The sequence below is a fragment of the Pseudaquabacterium pictum genome, assembly GCF_005403045.1.
Taxonomy (GTDB): domain Bacteria; phylum Pseudomonadota; class Gammaproteobacteria; order Burkholderiales; family Burkholderiaceae_C; genus Pseudaquabacterium; species Pseudaquabacterium pictum.
This window is the reverse complement of sequence record NZ_BJCL01000006.1, coordinates 264,844-288,482: the sequence shown is the minus strand read 5'-3', so window position 1 is coordinate 288,482 and position 23,639 is coordinate 264,844. Positions and strand designations below refer to the sequence as shown.

25 protein-coding genes and 1 pseudogene are annotated in these 23,639 nt (G+C 72.2%); 12 read left to right on the top strand and 14 right to left on the bottom strand.

Annotation, left to right across the window (positions count from 1 at the left end; all coding sequences use genetic code 11):
* The first annotated feature begins 35 nt into the window (after positions 1-35).
* From FFT10_RS14005 to FFT10_RS13985, 6 genes and pseudogenes are all read left to right on the top strand, one after another.
* Positions 36-1,853 (top strand): hypothetical protein, encoded by a 1,818-nt coding sequence (locus tag FFT10_RS14005; RefSeq protein ID WP_137733442.1) that lies wholly within the window; start codon positions 36-38, stop codon positions 1,851-1,853.
* 16 nt (positions 1,854-1,869) lie between these two features.
* Positions 1,870-2,349 (top strand): annotated as a pseudogene (locus FFT10_RS28025) (cysteine hydrolase family protein); the annotation flags it as partial.
* A gap of 78 nt (positions 2,350-2,427) precedes the next feature.
* Complete coding sequence (locus FFT10_RS28020; RefSeq protein ID WP_137733498.1) at positions 2,428-3,069, top strand: pyridoxamine 5'-phosphate oxidase family protein; 642 nt, start codon at positions 2,428-2,430, stop codon at positions 3,067-3,069.
* Between the two features lie 26 nt (positions 3,070-3,095).
* A complete protein-coding gene (locus FFT10_RS13995; protein ID WP_137733441.1) occupies positions 3,096-4,394 on the top strand; it encodes a class I SAM-dependent methyltransferase in 1,299 nt (432 codons plus the stop codon).
* A 73-nt stretch (positions 4,395-4,467) separates the two neighbouring features.
* Positions 4,468-5,667: an acyl-CoA dehydrogenase family protein gene (locus tag FFT10_RS13990; protein ID WP_137733440.1), complete on the top strand. Its 1,200-nt coding sequence runs from the start codon at positions 4,468-4,470 to the stop codon at positions 5,665-5,667.
* A 59-nt stretch (positions 5,668-5,726) separates the two neighbouring features.
* Positions 5,727-7,457, top strand: a complete 1,731-nt coding sequence (locus FFT10_RS13985) for a mechanosensitive ion channel family protein (protein ID WP_137733439.1) — start codon at positions 5,727-5,729, stop codon at positions 7,455-7,457.
* Here FFT10_RS13985 and FFT10_RS13980 read toward each other — a convergent pair.
* The 3 genes from FFT10_RS13980 to FFT10_RS13970 form a co-directional block, all read right to left on the bottom strand.
* Entirely contained in the window at positions 7,427-8,671 is a 1,245-nt protein-coding gene (locus FFT10_RS13980; protein ID WP_137733438.1) for a CaiB/BaiF CoA transferase family protein, read from the bottom strand. The genes FFT10_RS13985 and FFT10_RS13980 overlap by 31 nt on opposite strands.
* The gene (locus tag FFT10_RS13975; protein WP_137733437.1) at positions 8,668-9,639 is read right to left on the bottom strand and encodes a hydroxymethylglutaryl-CoA lyase; all 972 of its coding nucleotides are present in this window, start codon (positions 9,637-9,639) and stop codon (positions 8,668-8,670) included. The genes FFT10_RS13980 and FFT10_RS13975 overlap by 4 nt, the downstream gene beginning before the upstream one ends.
* A gap of 79 nt (positions 9,640-9,718) precedes the next feature.
* Positions 9,719-10,549: a helix-turn-helix domain-containing protein gene (locus FFT10_RS13970; RefSeq protein WP_137733436.1), complete on the bottom strand. Its 831-nt coding sequence runs from the start codon at positions 10,547-10,549 to the stop codon at positions 9,719-9,721.
* A gap of 138 nt (positions 10,550-10,687) precedes the next feature.
* Between FFT10_RS13970 and atpE the strand changes: the two genes are divergently transcribed.
* Both atpE and FFT10_RS13960 read left to right on the top strand, forming a co-directional pair.
* Positions 10,688-10,927, top strand: coding sequence for a F0F1 ATP synthase subunit C (atpE, locus tag FFT10_RS13965; protein WP_137733435.1), 240 nt, complete (start codon positions 10,688-10,690; stop codon positions 10,925-10,927).
* Positions 10,928-10,941: 14 nt separating this feature from the next.
* Entirely contained in the window at positions 10,942-11,229 is a 288-nt protein-coding gene (locus FFT10_RS13960; RefSeq protein WP_137733434.1) for a DUF2834 domain-containing protein, read from the top strand.
* Positions 11,230-11,281: 52 nt separating this feature from the next.
* Here the strand turns inward: FFT10_RS13960 and FFT10_RS13955 are convergent, their stop codons facing one another.
* The 5 genes from FFT10_RS13955 to FFT10_RS13935 all read right to left on the bottom strand — a co-directional run bounded on the left by FFT10_RS13955 (position 11,282) and on the right by FFT10_RS13935 (position 14,615).
* On the bottom strand, positions 11,282-11,641 hold the full coding sequence (locus tag FFT10_RS13955) for a YciI family protein (RefSeq protein ID WP_137733433.1): 360 nt from the start codon (positions 11,639-11,641) through the stop codon (positions 11,282-11,284).
* A complete protein-coding gene (locus tag FFT10_RS13950) occupies positions 11,638-12,099 on the bottom strand; it encodes an SRPBCC family protein (protein ID WP_228027111.1) in 462 nt (153 codons plus the stop codon). The genes FFT10_RS13955 and FFT10_RS13950 overlap by 4 nt, the downstream gene beginning before the upstream one ends.
* Before the next feature lie 18 nt (positions 12,100-12,117).
* Positions 12,118-12,564: a VOC family protein gene (locus tag FFT10_RS13945; protein WP_137733431.1), complete on the bottom strand. Its 447-nt coding sequence runs from the start codon at positions 12,562-12,564 to the stop codon at positions 12,118-12,120.
* A gap of 102 nt (positions 12,565-12,666) precedes the next feature.
* Positions 12,667-13,914, bottom strand: a complete 1,248-nt coding sequence (locus FFT10_RS13940) for an RNA polymerase sigma factor (protein WP_137733430.1) — start codon at positions 13,912-13,914, stop codon at positions 12,667-12,669.
* Between the two features lie 230 nt (positions 13,915-14,144).
* On the bottom strand, positions 14,145-14,615 hold the full coding sequence (locus FFT10_RS13935) for a hypothetical protein (RefSeq protein WP_137733429.1): 471 nt from the start codon (positions 14,613-14,615) through the stop codon (positions 14,145-14,147).
* 146 nt (positions 14,616-14,761) lie between these two features.
* On the opposite strand from FFT10_RS13935, the gene FFT10_RS13930 reads away from it, so the two are divergent.
* From FFT10_RS13930 to cueR, 4 genes are all read left to right on the top strand, one after another.
* The gene (locus FFT10_RS13930; RefSeq protein WP_137733428.1) at positions 14,762-15,709 is read left to right on the top strand and encodes a sodium-dependent bicarbonate transport family permease; all 948 of its coding nucleotides are present in this window, start codon (positions 14,762-14,764) and stop codon (positions 15,707-15,709) included.
* Between the two features lie 12 nt (positions 15,710-15,721).
* Positions 15,722-16,027 (top strand): P-II family nitrogen regulator, encoded by a 306-nt coding sequence (locus FFT10_RS13925; RefSeq protein ID WP_137733427.1) that lies wholly within the window; start codon positions 15,722-15,724, stop codon positions 16,025-16,027.
* Between the two features lie 259 nt (positions 16,028-16,286).
* Positions 16,287-18,587 carry a heavy metal translocating P-type ATPase gene (locus FFT10_RS13920; RefSeq protein ID WP_228027110.1) on the top strand — a complete coding sequence of 767 codons (2,301 nt, stop codon included), beginning with the start codon at positions 16,287-16,289 and terminating at the stop codon, positions 18,585-18,587.
* Positions 18,584-19,057 carry a Cu(I)-responsive transcriptional regulator gene (gene cueR / locus FFT10_RS13915; protein WP_137733496.1) on the top strand — a complete coding sequence of 158 codons (474 nt, stop codon included), beginning with the start codon at positions 18,584-18,586 and terminating at the stop codon, positions 19,055-19,057. Before FFT10_RS13920 ends, cueR begins: the two co-directional genes overlap by 4 nt.
* A 28-nt stretch (positions 19,058-19,085) precedes the next feature.
* Here the strand turns inward: cueR and FFT10_RS27650 are convergent, their stop codons facing one another.
* The 6 genes from FFT10_RS27650 to FFT10_RS13890 all read right to left on the bottom strand — a co-directional run bounded on the left by FFT10_RS27650 (position 19,086) and on the right by FFT10_RS13890 (position 23,631).
* Positions 19,086-19,244, bottom strand: coding sequence for a hypothetical protein (locus tag FFT10_RS27650; protein WP_154694086.1), 159 nt, complete (start codon positions 19,242-19,244; stop codon positions 19,086-19,088).
* Positions 19,245-19,268: 24 nt separating this feature from the next.
* Positions 19,269-19,640 carry a copper-binding protein gene (locus FFT10_RS13910; RefSeq protein WP_228027109.1) on the bottom strand — a complete coding sequence of 124 codons (372 nt, stop codon included), beginning with the start codon at positions 19,638-19,640 and terminating at the stop codon, positions 19,269-19,271.
* The gene (locus FFT10_RS13905) at positions 19,637-20,119 is read right to left on the bottom strand and encodes a DUF411 domain-containing protein (protein ID WP_137733426.1); all 483 of its coding nucleotides are present in this window, start codon (positions 20,117-20,119) and stop codon (positions 19,637-19,639) included. Before FFT10_RS13905 ends, FFT10_RS13910 begins: the two co-directional genes overlap by 4 nt.
* On the bottom strand, positions 20,116-20,661 hold the full coding sequence (locus FFT10_RS13900) for a cupredoxin domain-containing protein (protein WP_137733425.1): 546 nt from the start codon (positions 20,659-20,661) through the stop codon (positions 20,116-20,118). Before FFT10_RS13900 ends, FFT10_RS13905 begins: the two co-directional genes overlap by 4 nt.
* Before the next feature lie 85 nt (positions 20,662-20,746).
* Complete coding sequence (locus tag FFT10_RS13895) at positions 20,747-22,171, bottom strand: multicopper oxidase family protein (protein WP_137733424.1); 1,425 nt, start codon at positions 22,169-22,171, stop codon at positions 20,747-20,749.
* A gap of 17 nt (positions 22,172-22,188) precedes the next feature.
* Complete coding sequence (locus FFT10_RS13890; RefSeq protein WP_137733423.1) at positions 22,189-23,631, bottom strand: TolC family protein; 1,443 nt, start codon at positions 23,629-23,631, stop codon at positions 22,189-22,191.
* Positions 23,632-23,639: the final 8 nt, after the last annotated feature.

The window sequence follows — 23,639 nt, the reverse complement described above, 5'->3', positions numbered from 1 at the left end:
CGACTGGACCGGCCTGCGCCGGCCCGCCACACCGCATGCCGCTGTTCCGATCTGCCCGCCTGGCCATGCTCGGCACCCTGCTGCTGACCAGTGCCTTGGCGCTGCGGCCGGCGGCCGCGCAGACCGCGACATCCACCCCGACCAACACCACGGCGGACACCACGGCCTGCGCCGTGCTGTGGCAGGTCACGGCCATGCGCAGCGGCATCGCCGATGCACCGCCACAGCTGCAGGTGCAGCTGCGGTTTCCGGCCGGCCGCCGCAGCCAGACCGGCCTGCACCTGCCCGGCGGCTGGGCCGGTCACACCGAGCTGCCGGCGCAACCCGGCGACAGCCCCCGCCTGCGGCCGCGGCCCGGCGAGCCGGCCTGGCGCGATCTGCCGCATGCACCGGGCGGCACCGTCACCGCGCAGTGGATGCTGCAGCCCACCGGCGACGCCGCCCAGGGCGGCCATGCCCAGCTCAGCGCCACTTGGTTCGCCTTCAGCGGCCAGGGCGTGCTGCCGATGCCCGAAGGCCTGGACGACACCGGCGCCGCCCCCGCCTGCATCGCGCTGCAGGGCCTGGCGGCCGACAGCCGCTGGGCCAGCAGCCACGGCACGGCCGCCGGCGCCAGCGCGCTGTTCGTGCTGGGCCCGTCGCCGGTACCGCTGGCGCAACGGGTGCAGCAGGCGCTGTATGCCGGCGGCGCACTGCAGCTGCAAGCGGCCGACGGCGTGCTGGCCGTGCTGCCGGCCGCGGCGCCGTGGCGCTTTGGCGCCGACACCGTGGCCCAGGCCGGCGCCCGCGCGCTGGCGGCCCAGCAGCGCCAGTGGCCGGCGCCGGCTGGCCCGCGCGACGCAGCCGCGCCCTGGCTGCTGCTGGTGCTGCCCGCGGCAGCCGCCGCCACCCCCGAGACCGCATTGGCCAGTGCCTGGCACCATGCCCTGGCGCTGCAGCTGCCGCCGGCGTGGCCGGGCGCCGATGCCGCGCTGGAGGCCCAGTTCACCCAGGCCCTGGCACGGGCCTGGACAGCCGAGCGCTTCGGCCCGCTGGCCCATGCCGGCCGGGGCGATGCCGCATTGCGGGCCTGGTTCAGCGACGGCTGGGCCGACTTCCTGGCCCACCGCAGCCTGCTGCGCGCCGGCCTGTGGACGCCCGACGACTATGCCGCCGCGCTGAACAGCCGCATCGCGGCCTACCTGGCCGAGCCGGCGCGGACGCTGCCGAACAACCAGCTGGCCGGCCTCAGCCTGCAGGCGCCGCAGCTGGCGGCAATGCAGGCCCTGCGCGGCGAGTGGCTGGCGCTGCAGTGGCACCTGGCCCTGCGCCGCGCCGGCCACCCGGGGCTGGACGCGGTGCTGCGCCAGCTGCTGGTGCCGGCCGCCCAGGCCCGCCGCGACGGCCCGATCAGCGCGCCCCTGGCCACCCACCGGGTGGTGGCCGCGCTGCGCGGCGTGCTGCAGGACCAGCCGCTGCGCGACCTGCAGCAGCACATCGACCAGGGCCAGCCCTTCAGCTTTGCCGCCGACAGCCTGGGCCCCTGCTTCCAACCAGTGGACGGCGCAGCGGGCACGCCGGCCTACCGCCCGCTGGCCGGCGCGCTGCAGCAGCCGGCCTGCCAGGGCTGGCTGGGCGGTGACCCGCAGGCCGAGGCATTGGCCCTGGCGCCCCGGGTGCGCAACGAGGCCCCGGCCCGCGCCGGCAGCCGCCAGACGCAGCGCCAGGCCGCGGCCAAGGCCACGCGCAAAGCGGGTGCCAAAGCCGGGACCAGAGCGTCCGCCAAGCCCGGCGCCAAGGCAGCCGGCAAGCCCGGTGCCAAGCCCGGCAGCCGCACGCCGTCCAAGCCCGCTGCCGGCAAGCCGGCCCGTTGACTGCCAAGGATTCGCCATGTCCACATCGCCGACCGGCCCGCTCTCCGCCACCACCACCGCCCTGCTGCTGATCGACCTGCAGCAGGCGCTGTTCCAGCCCGCGCCGCGCCCGCACGAGGCCGATGCGGTGATTGAGCGCGTCAACGCCCTGGCCGCCAGCGCCCGCGCTGCCGGCGTGCCGGTGCTGTGGGTGCAGCACGAGACAACGCCCGGCCACCGCCTCGCCCATGGCAGCCCCGGCTGGGCGCTGGCCGACGGCCTGGCGGTGGCCGACAGCGACATGCGCCTGCGCAAGACCACGCCCGACAGCTTCCTGCACACCGGCCTGGCCGACTGGCTGGCGCACCGCGGCATCCGGCAACTGGTGGTGGCTGTCTATGCCAGCGAGTTCTGCATCGACACCACCGTGCGCCGCGCCGCCGGCCTGGGCCTGGCCGTCACCCTGGCCGCCGATGCCCACACCACCCATGACAAGCCGCACGCCAGCGGTGCGCTGATCCGCGCCCACCACAATGCCAGCCTGGCCGACCTGACCAGCTTCGGCGTGCCGATCCGGGCCGTGCCGGCGGCCGACATCCACTTTGCGCCGGCGCCAGCCGCCACCACGCACCGGGTCGACACACCGGCGCAGCTGGCCGCGCTGTACGGCCAGCCCAGCGAGGCGGCGCTGCGCAAGGAAGCCGCGGAACTGACCCCGCCCTACCGCGCACTGCTGGAGGCCTCGCCCTTCCTGGTGCTGGCCACCTGCGGGCCAGGCGGGCTGGACGCCTCGCCGCGCGGCGACCCGGCGCCCGCCCTGGTGGTGCAGGACAGCCGCACCCTGCTGCTGCCCGACCGGCGCGGCAACCACCGGCTCGACAGCCTGCGCAACATCGTGGCCGATCCGCGGGTGGCCCTGCTGTGCCTCGTGCCCGGCACCAGCGAGACGCTGCGCATCAACGGCCGCGCCCACCTCAGCACCGACCCCGCACTGCTGGCCCGCCTGTCGGTGGACGGCAAGCCGCCGGCCACGGTGGTGGTGATCACCATCGAGCTGGTGTTCTTCCAGTGCGCGCGGGCGCTGATGCGGTCGGGGCTGTGGCAGCCGGCCACCTGGCCCGACCGTGGCGCCCTGCCCACCGCCGGCCAGATGCTGACCGCCGCCACTGGCGGCAGCTTCGACGGCGCGGCCTACGACGCCGCCCTGCCGCAACGCCAGCGCGACAGCCTGTACTGAGCCGGGGCTGCGCCGACAATGCGCCCATGCCCCTGCCAGCCTCCGCCGCCCAGACCGACCCGCAGAAATTCATCGCCCGCCTGCAGCAGAGCCTGGCCGACGGCAGCTTCGTCAAGCTCGGCCTCGGCCGGCCGCACGGCGGTGACCCCACGCTGCTGAAGCTGCTGGCCCGCCGGGTGGTGATCAAGGGCCAGGACCAGCTGTCGCTGGTGTGGCGCCACCGCACCAAGGACATCACCAAGAACCTGCCGCCCACCGAAGCGGTGGCCCTGGTCGACAGCCTGCTGGGTGACGCGGCGGCCAGCGGTTTCCACCATGCCCACCTGCAGACCAGCGGCCATGACATCCAGCTGGCCCGCGGCCGCAAGGGCCAGTGGGGCCTGCGCATCGGGCGGCTGAGCGCGGCGGCACCGCCCGCTGCCGCACCCGTTGCGGCCAGCGCTGACGAGGACGACGGCGCCACCGACTCCGGCGATGGCCGCTACCTCGGCCACGACCGTGCCCGCCGCCATCCGCTGGCCCTCACCCTGCCCTTCCTGGCCGAGCTGGGCATCACCGATGCGCAGCAGCGCCTGGTGCCGGCGATGGCGCGCAAGTGGCGGCAGATCAACAAGTTCGTCGAGGTGCTGGGCCATGCGATCGCCCAGTCGCCACTGGCCGGGCGCGATCCGGCCCAGCCGGTGCGGGTGCTGGACTTCGGCGCCGGCAAGGGCTACCTCACCTTCGCGGTGCATGAGCACCTGCGCGCCAGCGGCCGCGTGCCCGCTGTCACCGGCGTGGAACTGCGTGGCGAGCTGGCCAGCCTGTGCAACCAGGCGGTGGCCCGCCTGGGCCTGCAGGGCCTGCAGTTCGATGCCGGCGACGTGCGCAGCCACCCGGCCGCCGCCACCGACATCATGATCGCCCTGCATGCCTGCGACACCGCCACCGATGTGGCCATGCACCGCGGCGTCACCGCCGGCGCGGCCATCATCCTGTGCTCGCCCTGCTGCCACCAGGAGCTGCGGCCGCAGCTGCAGGCGCCGCCGGTGCTGGCGCCGCTGCTGCGCCACGGCATCCACATGGCCACGCAGGCCGAGATGCTGACCGACACCCTGCGCGCCCTGCTGCTGCAGACCGCCGGCTACGACACCCGGGTGTTCGAGTTCATCTCGCCCGAACAGACCAGCAAGAACCGCATGGTGCTGGCGGTGCGCCGCGCCCGGCCGCTGCCGCCCGCCCAGCTGCAGGCGGTGCGCGACGAGCTGGCGGCGCTGAAGGCCTTCTTCGGCGTGCGCCAGCAGACGCTGGAGACGCTGCTGGCAGACGCCGCGCACCCGGGCTGACACCGGGTCGGCCACGGTGGCGGGGTGGCAGGGTGCAGTGCATCATCGCCCGGCCACCACCGCCGGATCCGCCATGCACGTCGCCACCGCTGCCACCCGCACTCCCCAGCACCAGGCCCTGATGCAGACCGCGGCCCGTGCCGGCCTGGCGCTGGCCGGCCGCAGCCGCGAGTTCGAAGCCCAGCATGCCCTGCCGCAGGATGTGGCCGACATGCTGGCCGAGGCCGGGCTCTACCGCCTGCTCACCCCGCAGACCCTGGGCGGCCACGAGGCGCCGCCGGCCAGCTTCTACCTGGTGGTCGAGCAGCTGGCGCAGACCGACGCCGCCGCGGCCTGGTGCTGCTTCATCAGCTGCACCTCGGCCCTGCTGGCGGCCTACCTGCCCGAGGACAGCGCCGCCCGGCTGTTCCAGCGGCCCGACCTGAAACTGGCCGGCGTGTTCGCCCCGCGCGGCCGCGCCGTGCCAACCGAGCAGCGCGGCGTGGCCGGCCTGCGCATCAGCGGCCGCTGGGCCTGGGGATCGGGCAGCCGCAATGCCGACCTGGTGACCGCCGGCTGCCTGGTGATCGGGCCGGACGGCCAGCCGCAGCTGATGCCCGACGGCAGCCCGCGGGTGCTGAGCGTGGTGCTCGACCGCAGCCAGGTGCACCTGGCCGACAACTGGGACGCCTTCGGCCTGTGCGGCACCGGCAGCGGCGAGTTCGAGGTGCGTGATGCCTTCGTGCCGCTGGCCCACACCGCCAGCCTGCTGGACGGCCCACGGCTGCAGACGCCGCTGTACCGCTTCCCGGTGTTCGGCCTGCTGGCGATTGCCATCGCCGCGGTGGCCACCGGCGTGGCGCGTGAGGCGCTGCAGCACTTCATCGCCGAGGCCAGCCGCAGCGTGCCCCAGGCCGGCAGCCGACCGCTGGGTGCCCGCGCCACGGTGCAGGATGCGGTGGCCCGGGCCGAGGCGCAGCTGCAATCGGCCCGCTGCTACCTGCTGGCCAGTGTGGATGCCGCCTGGCAGGCCGCCCAGCAACCGGGCGAGTTGCCGCTGGCCGCCCGGCGCGACCTGCGCCTGGCCGCCAGCCATGCGGTGCACACATCGGCCGAGCTGGTGGCGCGGCTCTACACCCTGGCCGGCGGCGGCGCGGTGTTCGCCAGCTCGCCGCTGCAGCGGGCCCTGCGCAATGTGCAGGTGGCCACGCAGCACATGATGGTGGGCGATGCCACCTTCGAGCTCACCGGCCGCCTGCTGCTGGATGTGCCCACGCCCACGCAGATGCTGTAGCCGCGGGCGCCGCTAACATGGCCGCGCCGGGTGCTGCCCGGTGCCTCGGAGCCTGCCGCTTGCCGTCTGCCCGCACCGCCCCACCCCGCGCCGGCCGCGCCGCCAGCTGGCTGCCCTGGCTGGCCGCCCTGCTGGTGCTGGCGGCCGCGCTGCTGACCATGCGGCCGGCAGCGGCCCGGACGGACACTGCACCACCCGACGCCGCCGCCAGCCAGGCCCCGCTGCCGCCCGGCGCGCCGTTGCTGCTGAACCAGCGGCGCATCGTCGAGTTCCGCGGCACGCAGCTGGGCCGATCGCCGGCCGAGCGGGCCGCCCAGGCCCAGGTGCTGCTGCGCCAGGCACTGGCGGCCGACGGGCCGGGCCAGGTGACGCTGTGGCTGCAGGACGGCAACGCCGGGCTGCAGGTGGACGGGCGCATCGTCTTCTACCTGCTGCCGGCCGATGTGGCGCTGGACCTGCCCGGTCAGCCGCTGGCCGCCGCGGCCGAGGTGGTGCGTGCCCGGCTGCAGGCCGCCGTGGCCGAGGTGCGCGAGGCCGGCGACCTGCGCCGCATCGCCCGTGGCCTGGCGCTGGCGGTGCTGGCCACCGCCCTGGCCTGGGCCGCGCTGCGCCTGGTGTGGTGGCTGCGGCGCCGCCTGCGTGACCACGCCGCCCAGCGGCTGGCGCGGTGGGAAGAGACCAGTGCCAACCGCGGCCTGACCCGCACCTATGCCCACCATGCGATGGGCGCCGCCCACGGCAGCCTGAACCTGCTGGCCTGGCTGCTGGTGCTGCTGCTGGCCGACCTGTGGTTCACCTTCGTGCTGGGCCAGTTCGCCTACACCCGGCCCTGGGCCGAGCGCTCCACCCAGTGGCTGCTGGGCCTGTTCCAGCAGTTTGCGCTGGCGGTGGCCGGCGCGGTGCCGGGGCTGCTGTCGGCGGCGCTGATCTTCTTCATCGCCCGGCAGCTGGCGCAGGCGCTGGGCAACGTGCTGCGGCGGGTGGAGCGCGGCACGGTGCAGATGACCTGGCTGGACCGCGACACCGCCGGCCCCACCCGGCGCGTCGGCAGCTTCGTGATCTGGCTGTTCGCACTGGCCTTCGCCTACCCCTTCCTGCCCGGCGCCAACAGCCAGGCCTTCCAGGGCGTGTCGGTGCTGGCGGGGCTGATGCTGTCGCTGGGCGGCTCCAGCGTGGTCGGCCAGATCATCGCGGGCCTGAGCCTGATGTACGCCCGCACGCTGCGCAGCGGCGAGTACGTGAAGATCGGCGACACCGAGGGCACGGTCAGCAGCGTGGGCATGTTCAGCACCAAGGTGCAGACCGGCCTGGGCGAGGAGGTGAGCCTGCCCAATGCCTGGGTGTTCGGCCAGCCGGTGCGCAACTTCTCGCGGCTGGCGCCGGAGGGCCGCTTCGTGCTGCACACCGCGGTGACCATCGGCTACGCCACGCCCTGGCGCCAGGTGCATGCCATGCTGCTGGAGGCCGCCCGCCGCGCACCGGACGTGGCCGACGATCCGCCACCGTATGTGGTGCAGACCGCGCTGTCGGACTTCTACGTCGAATACCGGCTGTGCGCCCACAGCAGCCGCAGCGCACCACGCCGCCGCGCCGAGGCCATGAGCCAGCTGCACAGCGCCATCCAGGACGTGTTCAACGAGAACGGCGTGCAGATCATGAGCCCGCACTACCTGGCCGACCCGCCGCAGGCCCAGGTGGTGCCGCCGGGCGGCTGGGCGCCCGATCTGGCGCCACCTGCGCCGGTGCCGCCCACCCGGCCTCAGGGTGCCGGCGGCGCGCCGTCGGTCTGACCGGCCGGCAGACCCACCACGCCGGCGGCGGCCAGCGCGTCGATGGCGGCGTCGGCATAGCCCAGCTGCTGCAGCAGCGCCCGGCTGTGCGCGCCCAGCGCCGGTGGCGGGCTGCGCAGCGGCAGGCGCTGGCCGTCCAGCGTGATCGGCAGCAGCGGCATGCGGGTGGCGACCGGCTGGCCGGCGCCGCTGGCATCGGCCGGCACGGTGACCGGCGCCAGCCCGCCGGTGGCCAGCAGGTGCGGGTCATCGAACAGGTCCTGCGGCCGGGTGATCGGCGCATACGGCAGGCCGATGCGCTCGAAGCGCTGCATCAGTTCGGCCGCGGTGAACGGCGAAAAGCGGGTGCGCAGCTGCGGCAGCAGCCAGTCACGGGCGCGCACCCGGTGGTTGTTGCTGGCCAGGCGATCGTCGGTGGCCAGGTCGGGCCAGCCGAATTCTCCGCACAGCAGGGCCCACTGCGTGTCGCTGACCGCGGCGAGGAACACCTGCGTGCCACCAGCCACGGTGAACACGTCGTACAGCCCCCAGGCGCTGATGCGGCTGGGCATGGGCGCCGGGTCCTGGCCGGTGACGGCGGCCTGCAGCATGTGCTGGGCCACCAGCAGCACGTTGTTCTCGAACAGCGCGCTCTGCACCGCCTGGCCGCTGCCGGTGCCGCCGGCGGCCTTGTCGCGCTGGTGCAGCGCGGCCAGCACGCCGATGGCGCCGAACAGGCCGCCCATGATGTCGTTGACGCTGCTGCCGGCGCGCAGCGGCCGACCCTCGGGCCCGGTCATGTAGGCCAGGCCGCCCATCATCTGCACCACCTCGTCCAGCGCGGTGCGGTGCTGGTAGGGCCCGGGCAGGAAGCCCTTGTGCGCCACGGTGATCAGCCGCGGGTTCAGCCGCTGCAGCACCTCGGCGCCCAGGCCCAGGCGGTCCATGGTGCCGGTCTTGAAGTTCTCGCTGAACACGTCGGCGCCGGCCAGCAGCTTCAGCACGATCTCGCGGCCGCGGGCATCGGCCACGTCCACCGCCAGGCTCTGCTTGTTGCGGTTGAACATGCCGAAGAAGCCGGCGCCCGAGCCCAGCAGCCGGCGGGTGCTGTCGCCGGCCAGCGGCTCGACCTTGATGACCTCGGCGCCCAGGTCGGCCAGCACCATGCCGCAGGTCGGGCCCATCACCATGTGGGTGAACTCGACGACGCGGATGCCCGCCAGCGGCAGCATCATGCCAGCCCCGCCGTTGCTGCCCGCAGCGGGTCGGCATCCGGCTGCCGCCCGTCGGCATAGACGAAGCCCGGCGGCAGGCCGGCCTCGGGCACCATGCCGTGCAGCGGCTCGCCGGGCAGGCCGCGCTGCAGCACCGCGCGGGCGGCCACCAGGCGGTGCAGGTCGACGCCGGTGTGCACGCCCATGCGCTCGAACAGGAAGACCAGGTCCTCGGTCACCACATTGCCCGAGGCGCCCGGCGCGTAGGGGCAGCCGCCCAGCCCGGCCTGCGAGCTGTCGAAGCTGGTGACGCCGACATCGAACGCCGCCAGGCAGTTGGCCAGGCCCAGGCCGCGGGTGTTGTGCAAGTGGGCGGCGCCGGCGTGGCGGCCCACCGCTGCCTGCAGGCGGCGGAACAGCCGCCGCACCTGGGCCGGATCGGCCATGCCGGTGGTGTCGGACAGGCCCACCTCATCGGCGCCGGCGGCCACCACCTGCTCGGCCAGGGCGATGACCTCATCCTCCGGGACAAGACCCTGGAGGGTGCAGCCGAAGGCGGTGGACAGGCCGACCTCCAGCCCCACCTGCGGCGCCAGGTCGGCCCGCAGCGCCGCGATGCGGCGCAGTTCGTCGACCATCTGTTCGCGGGTCTTGCGCACGTTGGCCAGCGAATGCGCCGCGCTGGCCGACACCGGCACGGTGAGCTTGTGCACGCCGGCGGCGATCGCCGCCCGCGCACCTTGCAGGTTGGGAACCAGCGCCACCACGGTCAGCCCTGGCAAGGTGCGGGCATGGTCCACCACCGCGGCGGTGTCGGCCAGCTGCGGCAGGCGCGCGGCGGGCACGAAGGAGCCGACCTCGATCTCGCGCAGGCCGGCCGCATGCAGGGCCGTCACCCAGGCCAGCTTGTGTGCCAGCGGCAGGGTGCGGGCCACGCTCTGCAGGCCGTCGCGCGGGCCGACTTCGCTGATCAACACGGTGGCGGGCATGCGCGGGCTCCTGGGGCTGGGCGGTGGAGGCCGCATTCTGGGGCCGTGGAGGCCGCATCCTGCGGCCGGCCACGGCCACTCAGCCCGGCAGGCTGGCGTGCAGCGCCCGCAGCAGGGCCTCGCTGGCGTCGTCGGCGGGGTAGAACAGCTCGATGCTCAGCTCTTCCAGCGTGATGTCGCGCGGCGTGCCGAAGGTGGTGAGCGTGGTGAACATCGACAGCCGGCCCTGCGGCAGCCTCAGCACGCAGGGCACCAGCAGCGCCGGCTCAGCGGTGCCATCGGCAGCCGGTGGCGGGGACAGGGCGGCGATGTTGGGGTAGGCCAGCACCTCCTGCTCCAGCCGCTGCAGGCCGGCATCGCCACTGGTCAGGATGGACCGGCGCAGCACCTGCAGCAGGTAGCCGGCCCAGTCGGCGAAGTTCTCGGTCAGCGCGGCCAGGCCCTCGGGATGCAGGCTGGCGCGGAAGACGTTGAACATGGGCTGCAGCAGTGCGGGCGGCAGCAGGCTGGCCAGGGCGGTGGCGGTGCGGTTGACCATCACCACGTTCCATTGCCGGTCGACCACCAGGCCGGGGTTGGGCTCGTGGGCGCGCAACAGTCGCTCCAGCGCGCTGCGCACCTGGCGCATGCCGGCGTCGTCCAGCGTGCGGGCGGCATAGCGCGGCGCATAGCCTGCCGCCAGCAGCAGCTGGTTGCGCTCGCGCAGCGGCACCTGCAGCGCGCCGGCCAGGGCCTCCAGCATGGCCGGGCTGGGCCGGGCGCGGCCGGTCTCGATGAAGCTGAGGTGGCGGGTGGACACGCCCACGTCCAGCGCCAGGTCCATCTGGCTGCGGCGGCGGCGGCTGCGCCAGGTGCGCAGGATCTCGCCAACGCCTTGCTGCGGGGTGGTGGCGGCAGTGATCAATGACATGGGCAGCGGCCTTTCATCGGGCAGGCAGGGTGCGCAGCATGATGCCGCGGCTTGCAGCACGGCCATTACCTGGCAGGTCATCGCCATGCGGCCGGGCGCTGGCCAGACTGGAGGCCCCACAACGAAAGGAACCGCCCCATGTCCTCCCCCGACCTGCTGCCCCTGGCCGTGGCCCTGCTGATCGGCGTGCCCGCGCTGGGCTCGTGCATCGGCATCGGCCTGGCATCGATGAAGATGCTGGAAGCCAGCGCCCGCCAGCCCGAGCTGATGCCCGAGCTGCAGACCAAGTTCTTCCTGGCCGTGGGCGTGACCGACGGCGCCTTCATCATCGCCACCGGCATCGGCCTGTGGTTTGCCACCGCCAACCCGTTCAAGTGATGCCGGGGATGGCGATGCAACGCTTGCTCGTTCTGCTGGTGCTGGCCGGGTTCGGCGCGCTCACCGCCGTCGCGCTGTGGCAGTACGGCTACATCGGCATCTTCCAGCTGCAGTTCCAGACCAGCGCCGGCCTGCAGGTGCTCGCCGATCTGGCGATCGCGCTGGCCCTGGTGCTGGTGTGGCTGTGGCATGACGCCCGCGCCACCGGCCGCAACCCCTGGCCATGGATCGTCGCGACGCTGGCGCTGGGCTCGTTCGGGCCGCTGGTGTATCTGCTGACCCGACCGATGCAACGCCGCTGACACCGGCGCCGTGCGGCCCGCGGTTGCCCCGCCGGCCTGCCGGCTTGCTGCATCAACCCGGATCGGCCCCCTGCGCAGCACCCACCTGCAGTTCGCGCACCGGCCGCACCTCGATGCTGCCGTGCCGGGCTGGCGGAATGCCGGCGGCGATCTGGATGGCGGCGTTCAGGTCGGGCGCCTCCACCAGGTAGAAGCCGGCCAGCATCTCGCGGGTCTCGGCGAACGGGCCGTCGAACAGCGTGACCTCGCCGTTGCGCACCCGCACCGTGGTGGCGGTGTGGGTGCCGTGCAGCGGCTCGGCGGCCAGCAGGCGCTGGCTGGCGGCCACCTGCGCGGCATAGGCGGCGCAGTCGTCGTCGCTGCAGGCATTCCAGTGCACCGCATCCAGGTAGACCAGGCAGAGGTATTTCACAGCGTGGCGGCCAGGGAGGCGAGTTGGTCGGTGGCAATGCCCCACCCGGCATGGAAGCCCATGGCTTCATGGGCCTCGCAGTCGGCCACCGTCCAGTGGCGGGCCACCGCGGTGTAGCGGGTGCGGCCGTCGCCGAGGTCGTCGAAGGTCAGCACCAGGGTCATGAAGGGCTTCTCGGACGGCTCCCAGGCGCGGACATAGGCGTCGGTGGACACCAGCCGCCGGTTCGGCACCACCTCCAGGTAGACGCCCGGGTTGGCCATCTCCTGGCCGTCGGGGCCGCGCATAGTGATCAGGATGGCGCCGCCGGGCCGCACATCGGTCTCGGCATGCGGCACCGTCCAGGGCGGCGGGCAGAACCAACGGCAGATCAGCGCCGGCTCGGTCCAGCAGCGGTACAGCTGCGCCGGCGTGGCGGCGATGTCGCGGGTGAGGATCAGATCGCGGGGGTCGTTCATGGTGTCTCCCATCGGGGGTCAGGGCATCGGCAACGGTTCGCCGCTGACGGCCCAGCTGACGCCGAAGCGGTCGGTCAGCATGCCGAAGCTGCGGGCCCAGAACGCGGGCGCCAGCGGCATCGTCACCTGGCCGCCGGGCAGCAGCGCGGCAAACGCCTGCTCGGCCTGCGCCACGGTGTCGTACTGCAGCGCCAGCATCACGCCCTGCATGCCGTCGAACGGCATGCCGGGCGGCACGTCGCCGGCCATCAGCATGGCGCCGCCGGGCAGCGCCAGGCAGGCATGCATGATGCCGTCGCCGGCCGGTGGTGGGCAGCCGTCGCCGCTCGCACCGGCCGGCGGCGGTGGCATGTCGGCAAAGCGCAGCATCGCCTGGATCTCGGCACCCAGCGCCTGGGCATAGAAGGCGAAGACCTCGCGGGTGTTGCCGCGGAAGCTGAGGTATGGCGTCAGGGTGGTGGGCATGGGATCTCCTGCGTGCGGTGGTTGGACGCCTGCGGGCGTCGGCTTGCACTGGTCGAACGGGCGTGCGCGGTTTCGACGGGCGCGCTGAAAAAAGTCTGCGGCTCATCCACCCAGTGCCGCCAGCTGGCGCAGCAGGTGGTCCCGCTCGGCCGGCTGGCGGGCGGCGGTGGCGGCTGCACGGTAGTGCAGGCGGGCCGCCTCCAGCCGGCCGGCGCGGCGGCACAGGTCGGCCAGCACCGCCGGCGTGGCGGCATAGCCGGCCAGCGCCGGCAGCAGCGGCTGCACCAGCGCCAGGCCGGCCTCGGGGCCGTCGCGCATGGCCACCGCCACCGCGCGGTTGAGCGCGATCACCGGGCTGGGCTCCAGCCGCAGCAGCGCGTCGTACAGGCCGATGATCTGCGGCCAGTCGGTGGCTGCAGCATCGGCCGCCTCGGCATGCACGGCGGCGATCGCCGCCTGCAGCGCATAGGCGCCGAAACCGGGCTGGCGCAGCGCGGCCTCGGCCAGCGTGCAGCCTTCGGCGATCAGCGCGGCATCCCACAGGCGCCGGTCCTGCCGGTCCAGCGGGACCAGATCGCCGGCGGCATTGCGGCGGGCGGCGCGGCGGGCATCGGTCAGCAGCAGCAGCGCCAGCAGCCCCTGGACCTCGGGGCCGGGCTGCAACTGCTGCAGCAGCCGGGCCAGGCGGATGGCTTCGTCCGACAGGCCGGCGGCCAGCGCCGCATGGCCCTCGTTGAACACCAGGTAGACGACGCGCAGCACGCTGGCCAGCCGGGCCGGAAGTTCGGCCGGGCCTGGCACCTCGTAGGGGATGCGCGCGGCGGCGATCTTGCCCTTGGCCCGCACGATGCGTTGGGCCAGCGTGGGGGTGGGCACCAGGAAGGCCGCGGCCACCGCCTCGGTGGCCAGGCCGCAGACCTCGCGCAGCGTCAGCGCGATGCGGGCCTCCTCCGACAGGCTGGGGTGGCAGCAGGTGAAGACCAGGCGCAGCCGGTCGTCGGCGATCTCGGCCCGGGCATCCTGCTGCTGCTCCCAGCCGGGCGCCGGGTCGGCCAGGGTGTCGTCCAGCGCGGCATCCCAGGGCCGGAACCGCCGGTCGCGCCGCAGCCGGTCGATCGCCTGGAAACGCCCGGCCGACACCAGCCAGGCCACCGGGTTGGCCGGCACCCCCTGCTGCGGCCACTGGGCGGCGGCGGCCAGGAAGGCATCGTGCAGCGCCTCCTCGGCCAGGTCGAAGCTGCCCAGCAGCCGCACCAGGGCGGCGAAGACCCGGCGCCCGTCCTGGCGGTAGAGGCTGTCGATCCGGGCCTGGACCGCGCCGGACGGGTCCGGCCCTTCAGCAGCGCGCATGTCGGTGCTGCAGCAGGTCCGCCGACTGCGAGGCGCTATGGCAGCACGGCTGGACACCCGCCGCCAGCGCGACCGGCCCCGGGCCGCCCCGCACGATGGTCATCCGTTGGCCGGATGGGGACGGTTGCACGGCACGCCTCCAGGTGGTTGAAGTCCGGTCCAGTGCGGCGCGCGCGCGGCCGCCCTCCCCGGGTTGACAGTCAGGCCCGGGCCGCGCCGGGTGGGCCCGGTCACCGGGCGACGATCGGCCCCTGGGTCTTGGCATCGAAGTCGTTCCAGACATCCTCGCCCTGCAGGCGTCGGTCGCCCTGGATGCGGTAGGTGATGGTGCCGGCCTTGAAGACCAGCCCGCCATCGCTGCGCCTGGCCTTGACCTGCTTGCCGTCGACCCAGACCTGCTCCCTGGCGTCGATGCGGATCGTTGCCACGGTGGCGCCCGTGTCCGACTTGGCCACCCATTGGCCGGCGTAAGGCGTGGCCGCTGCCGACTTGCCCGCGGGCTTGGGCACCGGCGCGGGCGTCACCGCGAAGCCGGCCTTGGCATTGTCGGCACGCGACTTCCGGATGTCGCAGCCCTGGGCCTCGGTCACCTGGGTGCAGCCGGACTTCTCCAGCTGCTCGGCGTACCTGGCGTTGATCGCGTGGGCGCTGGGCAGCGCCAGCAGGGCGGCCAGCGCCAGCATGGGCAGACGGATGGGCATGGACACGGTCCTGTGAAATGCGCGGGAGCGGTCCGCGCAGTCTAGCGACCCCGTCAACGCGCCGGCCGCCAGCCCGGCCCCGCGTGGCGGCCCAGGCAACGCGGAGCCGCGGACCACGGGGCCGGATGTGGCAGCATCGGCGCGCCATGGACATCGATGTCGTCGTCTTCTTCTTCCTCCTGGGCGTGTTTGCGCGCCTGGTCAAGAGCGACCTGCGGTTGCCCGAGGCGCTGTACGAGACGCTGTCGATCTACCTGCTGCTGGCGATCGGCCTGAAGGGCGGCATCGAGCTGTCGAAGCAGCCGATGGCCGCGCTGGCGCCCCAGGTGCTGGGCTGCATGGCGCTGGGCTTCGCGATTCCATTCGGTCTGTTCCCGCTGCTGCGCGCGCTCAAGCTGCGCGGCGTCGATGCGGCAGCGCTGGCGGCGCACTACGGCTCAGTCAGCGTCGTCACCTTCGCGGTCGCCACCGCTGCGCTCACCCGTCAGGGCATCGCCTACGAGAGCCATGCTGCGCTGTGGGTGGCGGTGATGGAGGCCCCGGGGCTGGTGGCCGGCATCCTGCTGGCGCGCTGGTCGCAGCGTGCCAGCAGCGGCGCCGCCACGCACTGGGGCGGACTGGCCCACGACGTGCTGTTCGGCAAGAGCGTGCTCTTGCTCATGGGCGGCCTGCTCATCGGTGCCGTGGCCGGCGAGGCCGGCACGGCGCCGATCAAGGCCGTGTTCATCGATCCGTTCAAGGGTGTGCTGGCGCTGTTCCTGCTGGAGCTGGGCCTGGTCGCCGGCGGCCGGCTGGCCGAGGTGCGCCGTTTCGGCGCCGCGGTGCTGGTGGTGGGCGTGGCCGTGCCACCGGTGCTGGCGCTGGCCGGCGCGGGCCTGGGACTGGCGCTGGGGCTGAGCACCGGCGGCGTGGCCGTGCTGGCAACCCTGGCCGCCAGCGCCAGCTACATCGCCGCGCCGACCGCGATGCGCATTGCCGTGCCGGAGGCCAATGCCGCGCTGTCGATCACCGCGGCGCTGGGCATCACCTTCCCGTTCAACATCGTGGTCGGCATCCCCCTGTACATCGAGCTGGCACGCCGGCTCACCGCCTGACGGAGCCCAGACATGCTCGCCAAGCATCCCAAGTCCCTGCTCGTCATCGTTGCCGAGGCTGCGCTGGAGAAGAACCTCGTGCGCGACGTCAAGGCCGCCGGCGCACAGAGCTGGACGGTCTACGACGTGCGCGCCGTCGGCCGCGAGGGCGAGCGCGAGGGCGCCTGGGAAGCCGACCGCACGATCGAGATGAAAGTGATCTGCGACGAGGCGGTGGCCGACCACATCGCCGAGCAGGTGCTCGCGAACTACGCCGCCAACTTCAGCGTGGCCATGCACTTCGCATCGGTGACGGTGCTGCGGCCGGAACGCTACTGAATCCCTGGCACGGCGAACGCAGGCCTGCGTCGGGGTCCGGCGAGGACGCTGCCGGCGCACCTGCACGCCTTTGGCATCAGCCGACTCGGTGCCGGTACCGCTGTGTCCCCGCCGCCCTGTGCCGCCGCAGGCGCCGTGGCGCAGCACGCGCCCGGTGCGCAGCGCCACAGACAGGTCACTTGACGGGCCGGCTCGGCAGACGCGCTGAAGGCAGAATCTTTCGAAGGCTGTTGACCTTGCCATCGTCAGAAGCTTGACGATGCGCCACATCGAACAACTGCCCGAGGTCTTCATGATCACCGCCGATTCCTCCGAGATCACGCTGCAGGTCACCGGCATGACCTGTGCCTCCTGCGTCACCCGCGTCGAAAAGTCGCTCATGGCGGTGCCCGGGGTCCGGCAGGCCAGCGTCAATCTGGCGACCGAGCAGGCCTCGGTCCAGGCCGACGCCGCCGTGACCGCCGACATGCTGGCCGCTGCCGTGCGCAAGGCCGGCTACACCACGAAGGACCTTCAGGACGCGACGCCGCAGGCGGCGCCACGCCTGCCCGCCTGGTGGCCCGTGGCCCTGAGCGGTGCGCTGACGCTGCCGCTGGTGCTGCCCATGCTGCTGCAGCTGTTCGGCATCGACTGGATGCCGGACGGCTGGATCCAGCTGGCGCTGGCCACGCCGGTGCAGTTCTGGCTCGGCTGGCGCTTCTACCGCGCGGGCTGGAAGGCTGCGCTGGCGAAGACCGGCAACATGGACCTGCTGGTGGCGCTGGGCACCTCGGCGGCCTATGGGCTGTCGGTCTACCTGCTCCTCAAGCACGCCGCGCATGGCATGCCCCACCTCTACTTCGAGGCCTCCGCAGCCGTGATCACGCTGGTGCTGCTGGGCAAGTGGCTCGAACAGCGCGCGAAGCGCCAGACCGCCGATGCGATCCGGGCGCTGAACGCGCTGCGCCCGACCACCGCGCGCGTGCGCCGCGGTGGCGCCGAGGTGGACATTCCGGTGGAGCAGGTGCTGGTGGGCGACCTCGTGATCGTGCGCCCCGGTGACCGCGTGGCGGTCGACGGCGACATCGTCGAAGGCCGCAGCCACATCGATGAATCGCTCATCACCGGCGAGAGCCTGCCGGTGGCCAAGGGTGTCGGCGACAAAGTGACCGGGGGCGCCATCAATGCCGAGGGCGCGCTGACGGTGCGCACCACCGCCATCGGCGCGGAGACGACGCTGGCCCGCATCATCCGCATGGTCGAGTCGGCCCAGGCCGCGAAGGCGCCGATCCAGCGCATCGTCGACCGCGTGAGCGCGGTGTTCGTGCCGGTGGTGCTGGTGATCGCGCTGCTGACCTTCCTCGGCTGGGTCGGCTTCACGGGCGACTGGGAGCAGGCGCTCATCAACGCCGTGGCCGTGCTGGTCATCGCCTGCCCGTGTGCGCTGGGCCTGGCCACGCCGACGGCCATCATGGCCGGCACGGGTGTCGCGGCGCGCCACGGCATCCTGATCAAGGACGCCGAGGCGCTGGAGGTCGCGCATGCGGTGACCGTGGTGGCGTTCGACAAGACAGGCACCCTCACCGAGGGCAAGCCGTCGCTGGCTGCCGTCGTGGCCGCCGAAGGTTCGGACCGGGGCGAGGTGCTGCGACTGGCCGCCGCACTGCAGAAGTCGAGCAGCCATCCGCTGGCGGTGGCCGTGATGGCCCAGGTTCGCCACGAGCGCCTGCCGATCCCCCAGGCACACGATGCCCAGGCCCTGCCCGGGCGTGGGGTGCAGGGCGTGGTGCGCGGCCAGACGCTGGCCCTCGGCAGCACGCGCCTGCTGCGTGAACTGGGTCTGGAGACAGGCGGCTTGCATGCCGAAGCCCAGCGCCTGGAGCAACATGGCAGCACCGTGTCCTGGCTGGTTCAGTCCGATGCCGGCCAGCAGCGCCTGCTGGGCCTGCTGGCCTTCGGCGACACGGTCAAGCCTGCGGCCGCAGAGGCGGTGTCCCGCCTGCATCAGCTCGGCATCCGCACCGTGATGCTGACCGGCGACAACCGCGGCGCGGCCGAGGCCGTCGCGAAGGAACTGGGCATCACCGAGGTGCGGGCCGAGGTGCTGCCCGGCGACAAGGCGGCCATCGTCAAGGAACTGCGCGATGCCGGTGAGATCGTGGCCTTCGTCGGCGACGGCCTCAACGACGGCCCGGCGCTTGCCGCCGCGTCGGTGTCGTACGCGATGGCGGGCGGTGCCGATGTGGCGACCGAGACCGCCGGCATCACGCTGATGCGCGGCGACCCGCGCCTGGTGGCCGACTCGCTGGACATCTCGCGCCGCACCTACGCGAAGATCAAGCAGGGCCTGTTCTGGGCCTTCGGCTACAACGTGCTGGGCATTCCGCTGGCGGCAATCGGCCTGCTGAACCCCGTGATCGCCGGCGCGGCGATGGCCTTCAGCAGCGTCAGCGTGGTGCTGAACGCGCTGACGCTGCGCCGCTGGCAGGGTGTCGCCGGGGCACGCGCGGCGGAACTGAAGAGCCCGCCAAGTCGGCAACCCGAAACCGTGGACGCCCTGGGAGAGCAGCGATGCGCATGAACATCGGCGAAGCCGCCAAAGCGTCGGGCGTGTCGGCGAAGATGATCCGCCACTACGAGAGCGTCGGGCTGTTCCCCGAGGCCGAACGCACCGAGTCGGGCTACCGGCAGTACACCGCCAAGGACGTCAGCACGCTGCGCTTTGTTCGCCAGTCGCGCGACCTGGGCTTCTCGATCGAGCAGATTCGCGAACTGCTCGGCCTGTGGCAAGACCGCAAGCGGCCGAGCCGGCAGGTGCGCGCGCTGGCACAGGCGCACATCCAGGAACTCGACGAGAAGCTGAAGGAGTTGCAGTCGATGAAGGCCACGCTGGAGCACCTCGTGCACTGCTGCCACGGTGACGACCGGCCGGACTGCCCGATCATCGACTCGCTCTCCCACGAAACTGCCACGCCGCCAGCCGACAGCCGTCACTCAGCCGGCAGGACCGCAGGGCTGCAACCGGGGCGGGCGCGTCGCCGGGCATCCTGATCGACGCCGCCTGCTGCAGCACGTCGAATCAGCGTGGGTGGATGTTGAAGTCCACTGGCGCGCCGGTCGTGAAACGCCAGCGAACCACGCCCCCCACTGCCAGCGCGCCGCAGACCTCGACAGACTTGCCTGCGGCAACCCGTGCCTTGTGCGCAAGGCGGCCATCGGGCGACCAGGCGATGTCCACGATGTGACCTGCGGCCAGCGCCGCTCACTGTGCCATCTGCAGCTCGGTGACGGTGTACTTGCCCGCGTCGTTGATGGCCTTGAACTTGATCTTGTCGCCGGCCTTGAGCTTGTCGAGCATGGCCTTGTCCTTGACGACGAACACCATCGTCATCGCCGGCATGTCCAGGCTCTTGATGTCGGCATGCTTGAGGGTGAGCTTGCCGCCCTCCCTGTCGACCTTGCGAACCTCGCCGTCGGTCATGTCGCCGGCGGCGGCCTGCGACGTCGGCTTGCCGTGGTCGCCATGCGCACCATGTGCGCCTTGGTGGCTTGCGGCCCAGGCCGGCATCGCGGCTGCGGCCGAAAGCACCAGAGCCAGGCTGGCGCTGCGGAAGAGGGATCGTTGGTGGTTCATGAGCGTTCCTTTGGCTTGAAGTAGCTGTTGAAGACTTGGGTGCTGCCATCGTGGGCGATGAGCAGCACGTCGTAGGGATCCTGCCGGTTGCCGTAGGCAGGACCGTCCATGCCCGGCGAGCCGAGCGGCATGCCCGGGACGGCCAGGCCGATCGCGTCGGGGCGCTCCTTCAGCAGCCGGCGGATGTCGGCTGCGGGGACGTGCCCCTCGATGGCGTAGCGGCCGACCCAGGCGGTGTGGCATGACCCGAGCTTCATCGGCACCTTCAGCCGGGCGCGGGCTGCGGTGTTGCCGACATCGTTGACCTTGACCCGAAAGCCGTGGGCTTCGAGGTGGGTGATCCAGTCCTTGCAGCAGCCGCAGGTCGGGCTCTTCCAGACCTCGACGAGCACTGCCGGGCCCTGCGCCTGCAGCACCGCGGGGATGGCCAGCAGCCCGCCAGCGCCGAGCAATGCGCCCAACAACTTTCGGCGCTTCATGACTTGCCCGCCGGCGCGACCATGATCGTGCCCACCATGCCACCCTGGTAGTGGCCTGCGATCAGGCAGGCGAACTCGAACTGTCCAGCGCGGTTGAAGGTCCAGACGATCTCGCCGGCCTTGCCGGGCGGGACATGCGCCATGTACGGCTCGTCGTGCTCCATGTTCGGGAACTTCACCATCATCTCGGCGTGCCTGGCGTTCTCGGCCTTGGTGCCGATGACGAACTCGTGCATCACCTGGCCGGCATTGCGGACCACGAACTTCACGGTGTCGCCCTGACGCACCTCGATGCGCTCCGGCGTGAATCGCATGTTGTCGGCCATGCGGACCTCGATGGTGCGCTTGGCGTTCTTGGCATCGCCGGCAATGCCCCAGTCCTTCTGTTCCTTGACGACCGGCCCCTTCTTGGGGGCGTGCGGCTTGTCGGTGTGCGCCCGCGCGGGTGCCGTCAGCAAAGGCAGTGCCGCGGCAGCGGTGGCTGCCGCCATGCGCGTGAGGGCGGCGCGGCGGGCGGGCGGTTTGGATGTGCAGTCGGACATGCGGGTTTCCTTGGAATGTGGCGATCGGCGGTGGTCCATGACGACGGGATGGCGGTCGTGTCTGTGCTGCGATCTGCGCTTGCCATCAGTGGCCCGAGTGGCCGCCCGCCGGCTTGCGCACCTTGACCTCGACGTCCTGGGCGGGCTTGGCCAGTGCCGGCATGGAGCCGGGTCCGGGGCTGGTGTCGGCCTTGAAGCGCGCCGGGTCGGGCAAGGCGCCGGTGAACTCGTATGCCACCGTGCCGGGCGGGTGCTGGTACCAGCCCGGGTCGCTGTAATCGCCGCGCTTCTGGTTCTTGCGCACTTTCACCACGCTGAACATGCCGCCCATGCCCACCGCGCCGAAGGGGCCCTGCCCCGCCATCATCGGCGCCGTGTTGTCGGGGAGCGGCATCTCCATCTCGGTCATGTCCTTCATGCCGCGCTCGCCCATCACCATGTAGTCGGGGATGAGCTGGGTGATCTGCCGCGCCACGCCGCGGTGGTCGACGCCGATCATGGTCGGCACGTCGTGGCCCATCGCGTTCATCGTGTGGTGGCTCTTGTGGCAGTGGAAGGCCCAGTCACCTTCCTCGTCGGCGAGGAAGTCCATCTGCCGCATCTGTCCCACGGCGATGTCGGCCGTCACCTCGTACTGGCGCGTGCTCTTCGGCGTGGGGCCGCCATCGGTGCCGGTGATCAGGAACTCATGTCCGTGCAGGTGGATCGGGTGGTTGGTCATCGTCAGGTTGCCGACGCGGATGCGCACCTTGTCCATGTGCCGCACCACCAGCGGATCGATGCCCGGGAAGATGCGGCTGTTCCAGCTCCACAGGTTGAAGTCCAGCATCGTCATGATCTTCGGCGTGGCCGCGCCAGGATCGATGTCGTAGGCGTTGAGCAGGAAGCAGAAGTCGCGGTCGACCTCGTCGATCAGCGGATGCTTCTGCTTCGGGTGCGTGATCCAGAAGCCCATCATGCCCATGGCCATCTGCACCATCTCGTCGGCATGCGGGTGGTACATGAAGGTGCCGGGGCGGCGCGCGACGAACTCGTACACGTAGGTCTTGCCGGGTGGGATGCCGGGCTGGTTGAGCCCGGTCACGCCGTCCATGCCGTTGGGCAGGCGCTGGCCGTGCCAGTGGATGCTGGTGAGCTCGCCGAGTTTGTTGGTGACGAAGATGCGCACGCGGTCGCCTTCCACCACCTCGATGGTCGGACCGGGGCTCTGGCCGTTGTAGCCCCACAGGTGGGCCTTGAAACCCGGCGCCATCTCGCGCACCACCGGCTCGGCGACAAGGTGGAACTCCTTGACGCCGTTGTTCATGCGCCAGGGCAGTGTCCAGCCATTGAGTGTCACGACGGGGTTGTAGGGGCGCCCGGTGTTCGGCGCCAGCGGCGGCATGGTGTCGGGCTTGGTCTGCATGACCGGCTCGGGCAGCGCGGCCATGGCCACCTTGCTGACCGAGGCGGCGGCGGCCGCTGCCGTGATGGCACCGGCGCCACCGAGCATCTTGCGTCGGGAAAGCATTGGAGCGTCCTTCATGTTCAATGGCCAGCGCCAGCGGCTTCGGCCGCCATCACGGGGCCGGCGGCTGCAGCCAGGCTGGGTTTGCCGATCAAGGCCATGTCGAGGTCGGCCTGCGCGATCCAGAAGTCGCGCAGCGCCTCGATCGAGGCGTTGACGCTGGTGATCTGCGTGCGCGCGTCGGCGAGCAGCTCGAACACGCCGATGAACATGCCGTTGTAGCGAAGCACGTTCTCCTCGGCAATGCGCTGGTTCAGCGGCACGATCTCGTCACGGTGGTGCCGTGCGATGTCGTAGGCCGAGCGGTAGCCGGTGTAGGCCTCGCGCACCTCGGAGCGCGCGTTGATCGCGGTCTCGGCGGCGCGGTGCAGCGTCTGCATGTAGATGGCCTCCGCACGCGCGACGCGGGCGCCACCCCAGTCGAACAGCGGCAGCTCGAAGCCGATCTCCCAGCCGCGCTGGGTCGGCCCTTCGTTCGAGCTGTTGCGCATCAGACCCAGTTCCAGCACGTTGACGAAGCGCGTCGTCTTCGTCAGGCCAAGGCTGCTGGCCGTCTGCTCCGCTGCCAGCTTGGCAGCCTGCACGTCCAGCCGTTGGGCCAGGGCCACCTGCTCGACGTCGGGCAGTTCCAGTGGCGATGGCGGCAGGTCCGGCAGCCGCTCGGGCAAGGCGAACTGGATCTGCGCGCCCCACAGCCCCAGCAGCCGCACCAGACGCTCCCGCGTCGCACGCTGCGCCTGTTCGGCCCGGGCGAGCTGAAGCGCAGCGCTCGCATAGAACGACTGTTCCCGGGCACGCTGCAGCTTGTTGAAGTTGCCGACCTGCTCCATCCGCCGGGCGAGTTCGGCGCTGGCATCGGCCGCCTGCTTCACCTGCCGCATGTAGCGCACGGTTTCTTCGGCTGCCAGCGCGGTGAAGTAGGCCTTGCGCGTGTCGGCGGCCAGCGACAGCACGCTCATCGCCACGCGGGCCTGCGCCTGCTCGAAGCGCCGCGCCTCCATGCGGCCGATCATGGGCATTGCCACCAGGCGCGCCAGGTTGACGTGCAGGCCACGCTCGATCTCGCGCTCGTCGCCACTTCGCGATCGCCCGACGCTGAAGCCCGGGTTCGGCAGACGTCCCGCCTGGACGACCTCGGCCTCGGTGATGCCGAGCTCCTGGATACCAGCCTGCAGGCCGCGGTTGTTGAGCAAGGCGATCTGCACCGCATCGCCCGCCGTCAGTGGCTTGGCCAGCAGTTCCGCCACGCGCCTGGAGATGGTGTCGAGGTCGGCGTCGCCACGCGCCCACTGCAGCTCTTTGCCGATGCGCTCCTTGGTGGTCCGTTCCACTGCGCTGAAACCACCGTCCGGGGTGAAGCTTGCGCAGCCCCCCAGCATGGCGGCGCTGCTCAGCAGCGCCAGCAGCCGGCGACCGCGGACGCCGCCCCTTGCGGGGGAACGCCTGGGAATGTCATGGTTCATCGTGCGGC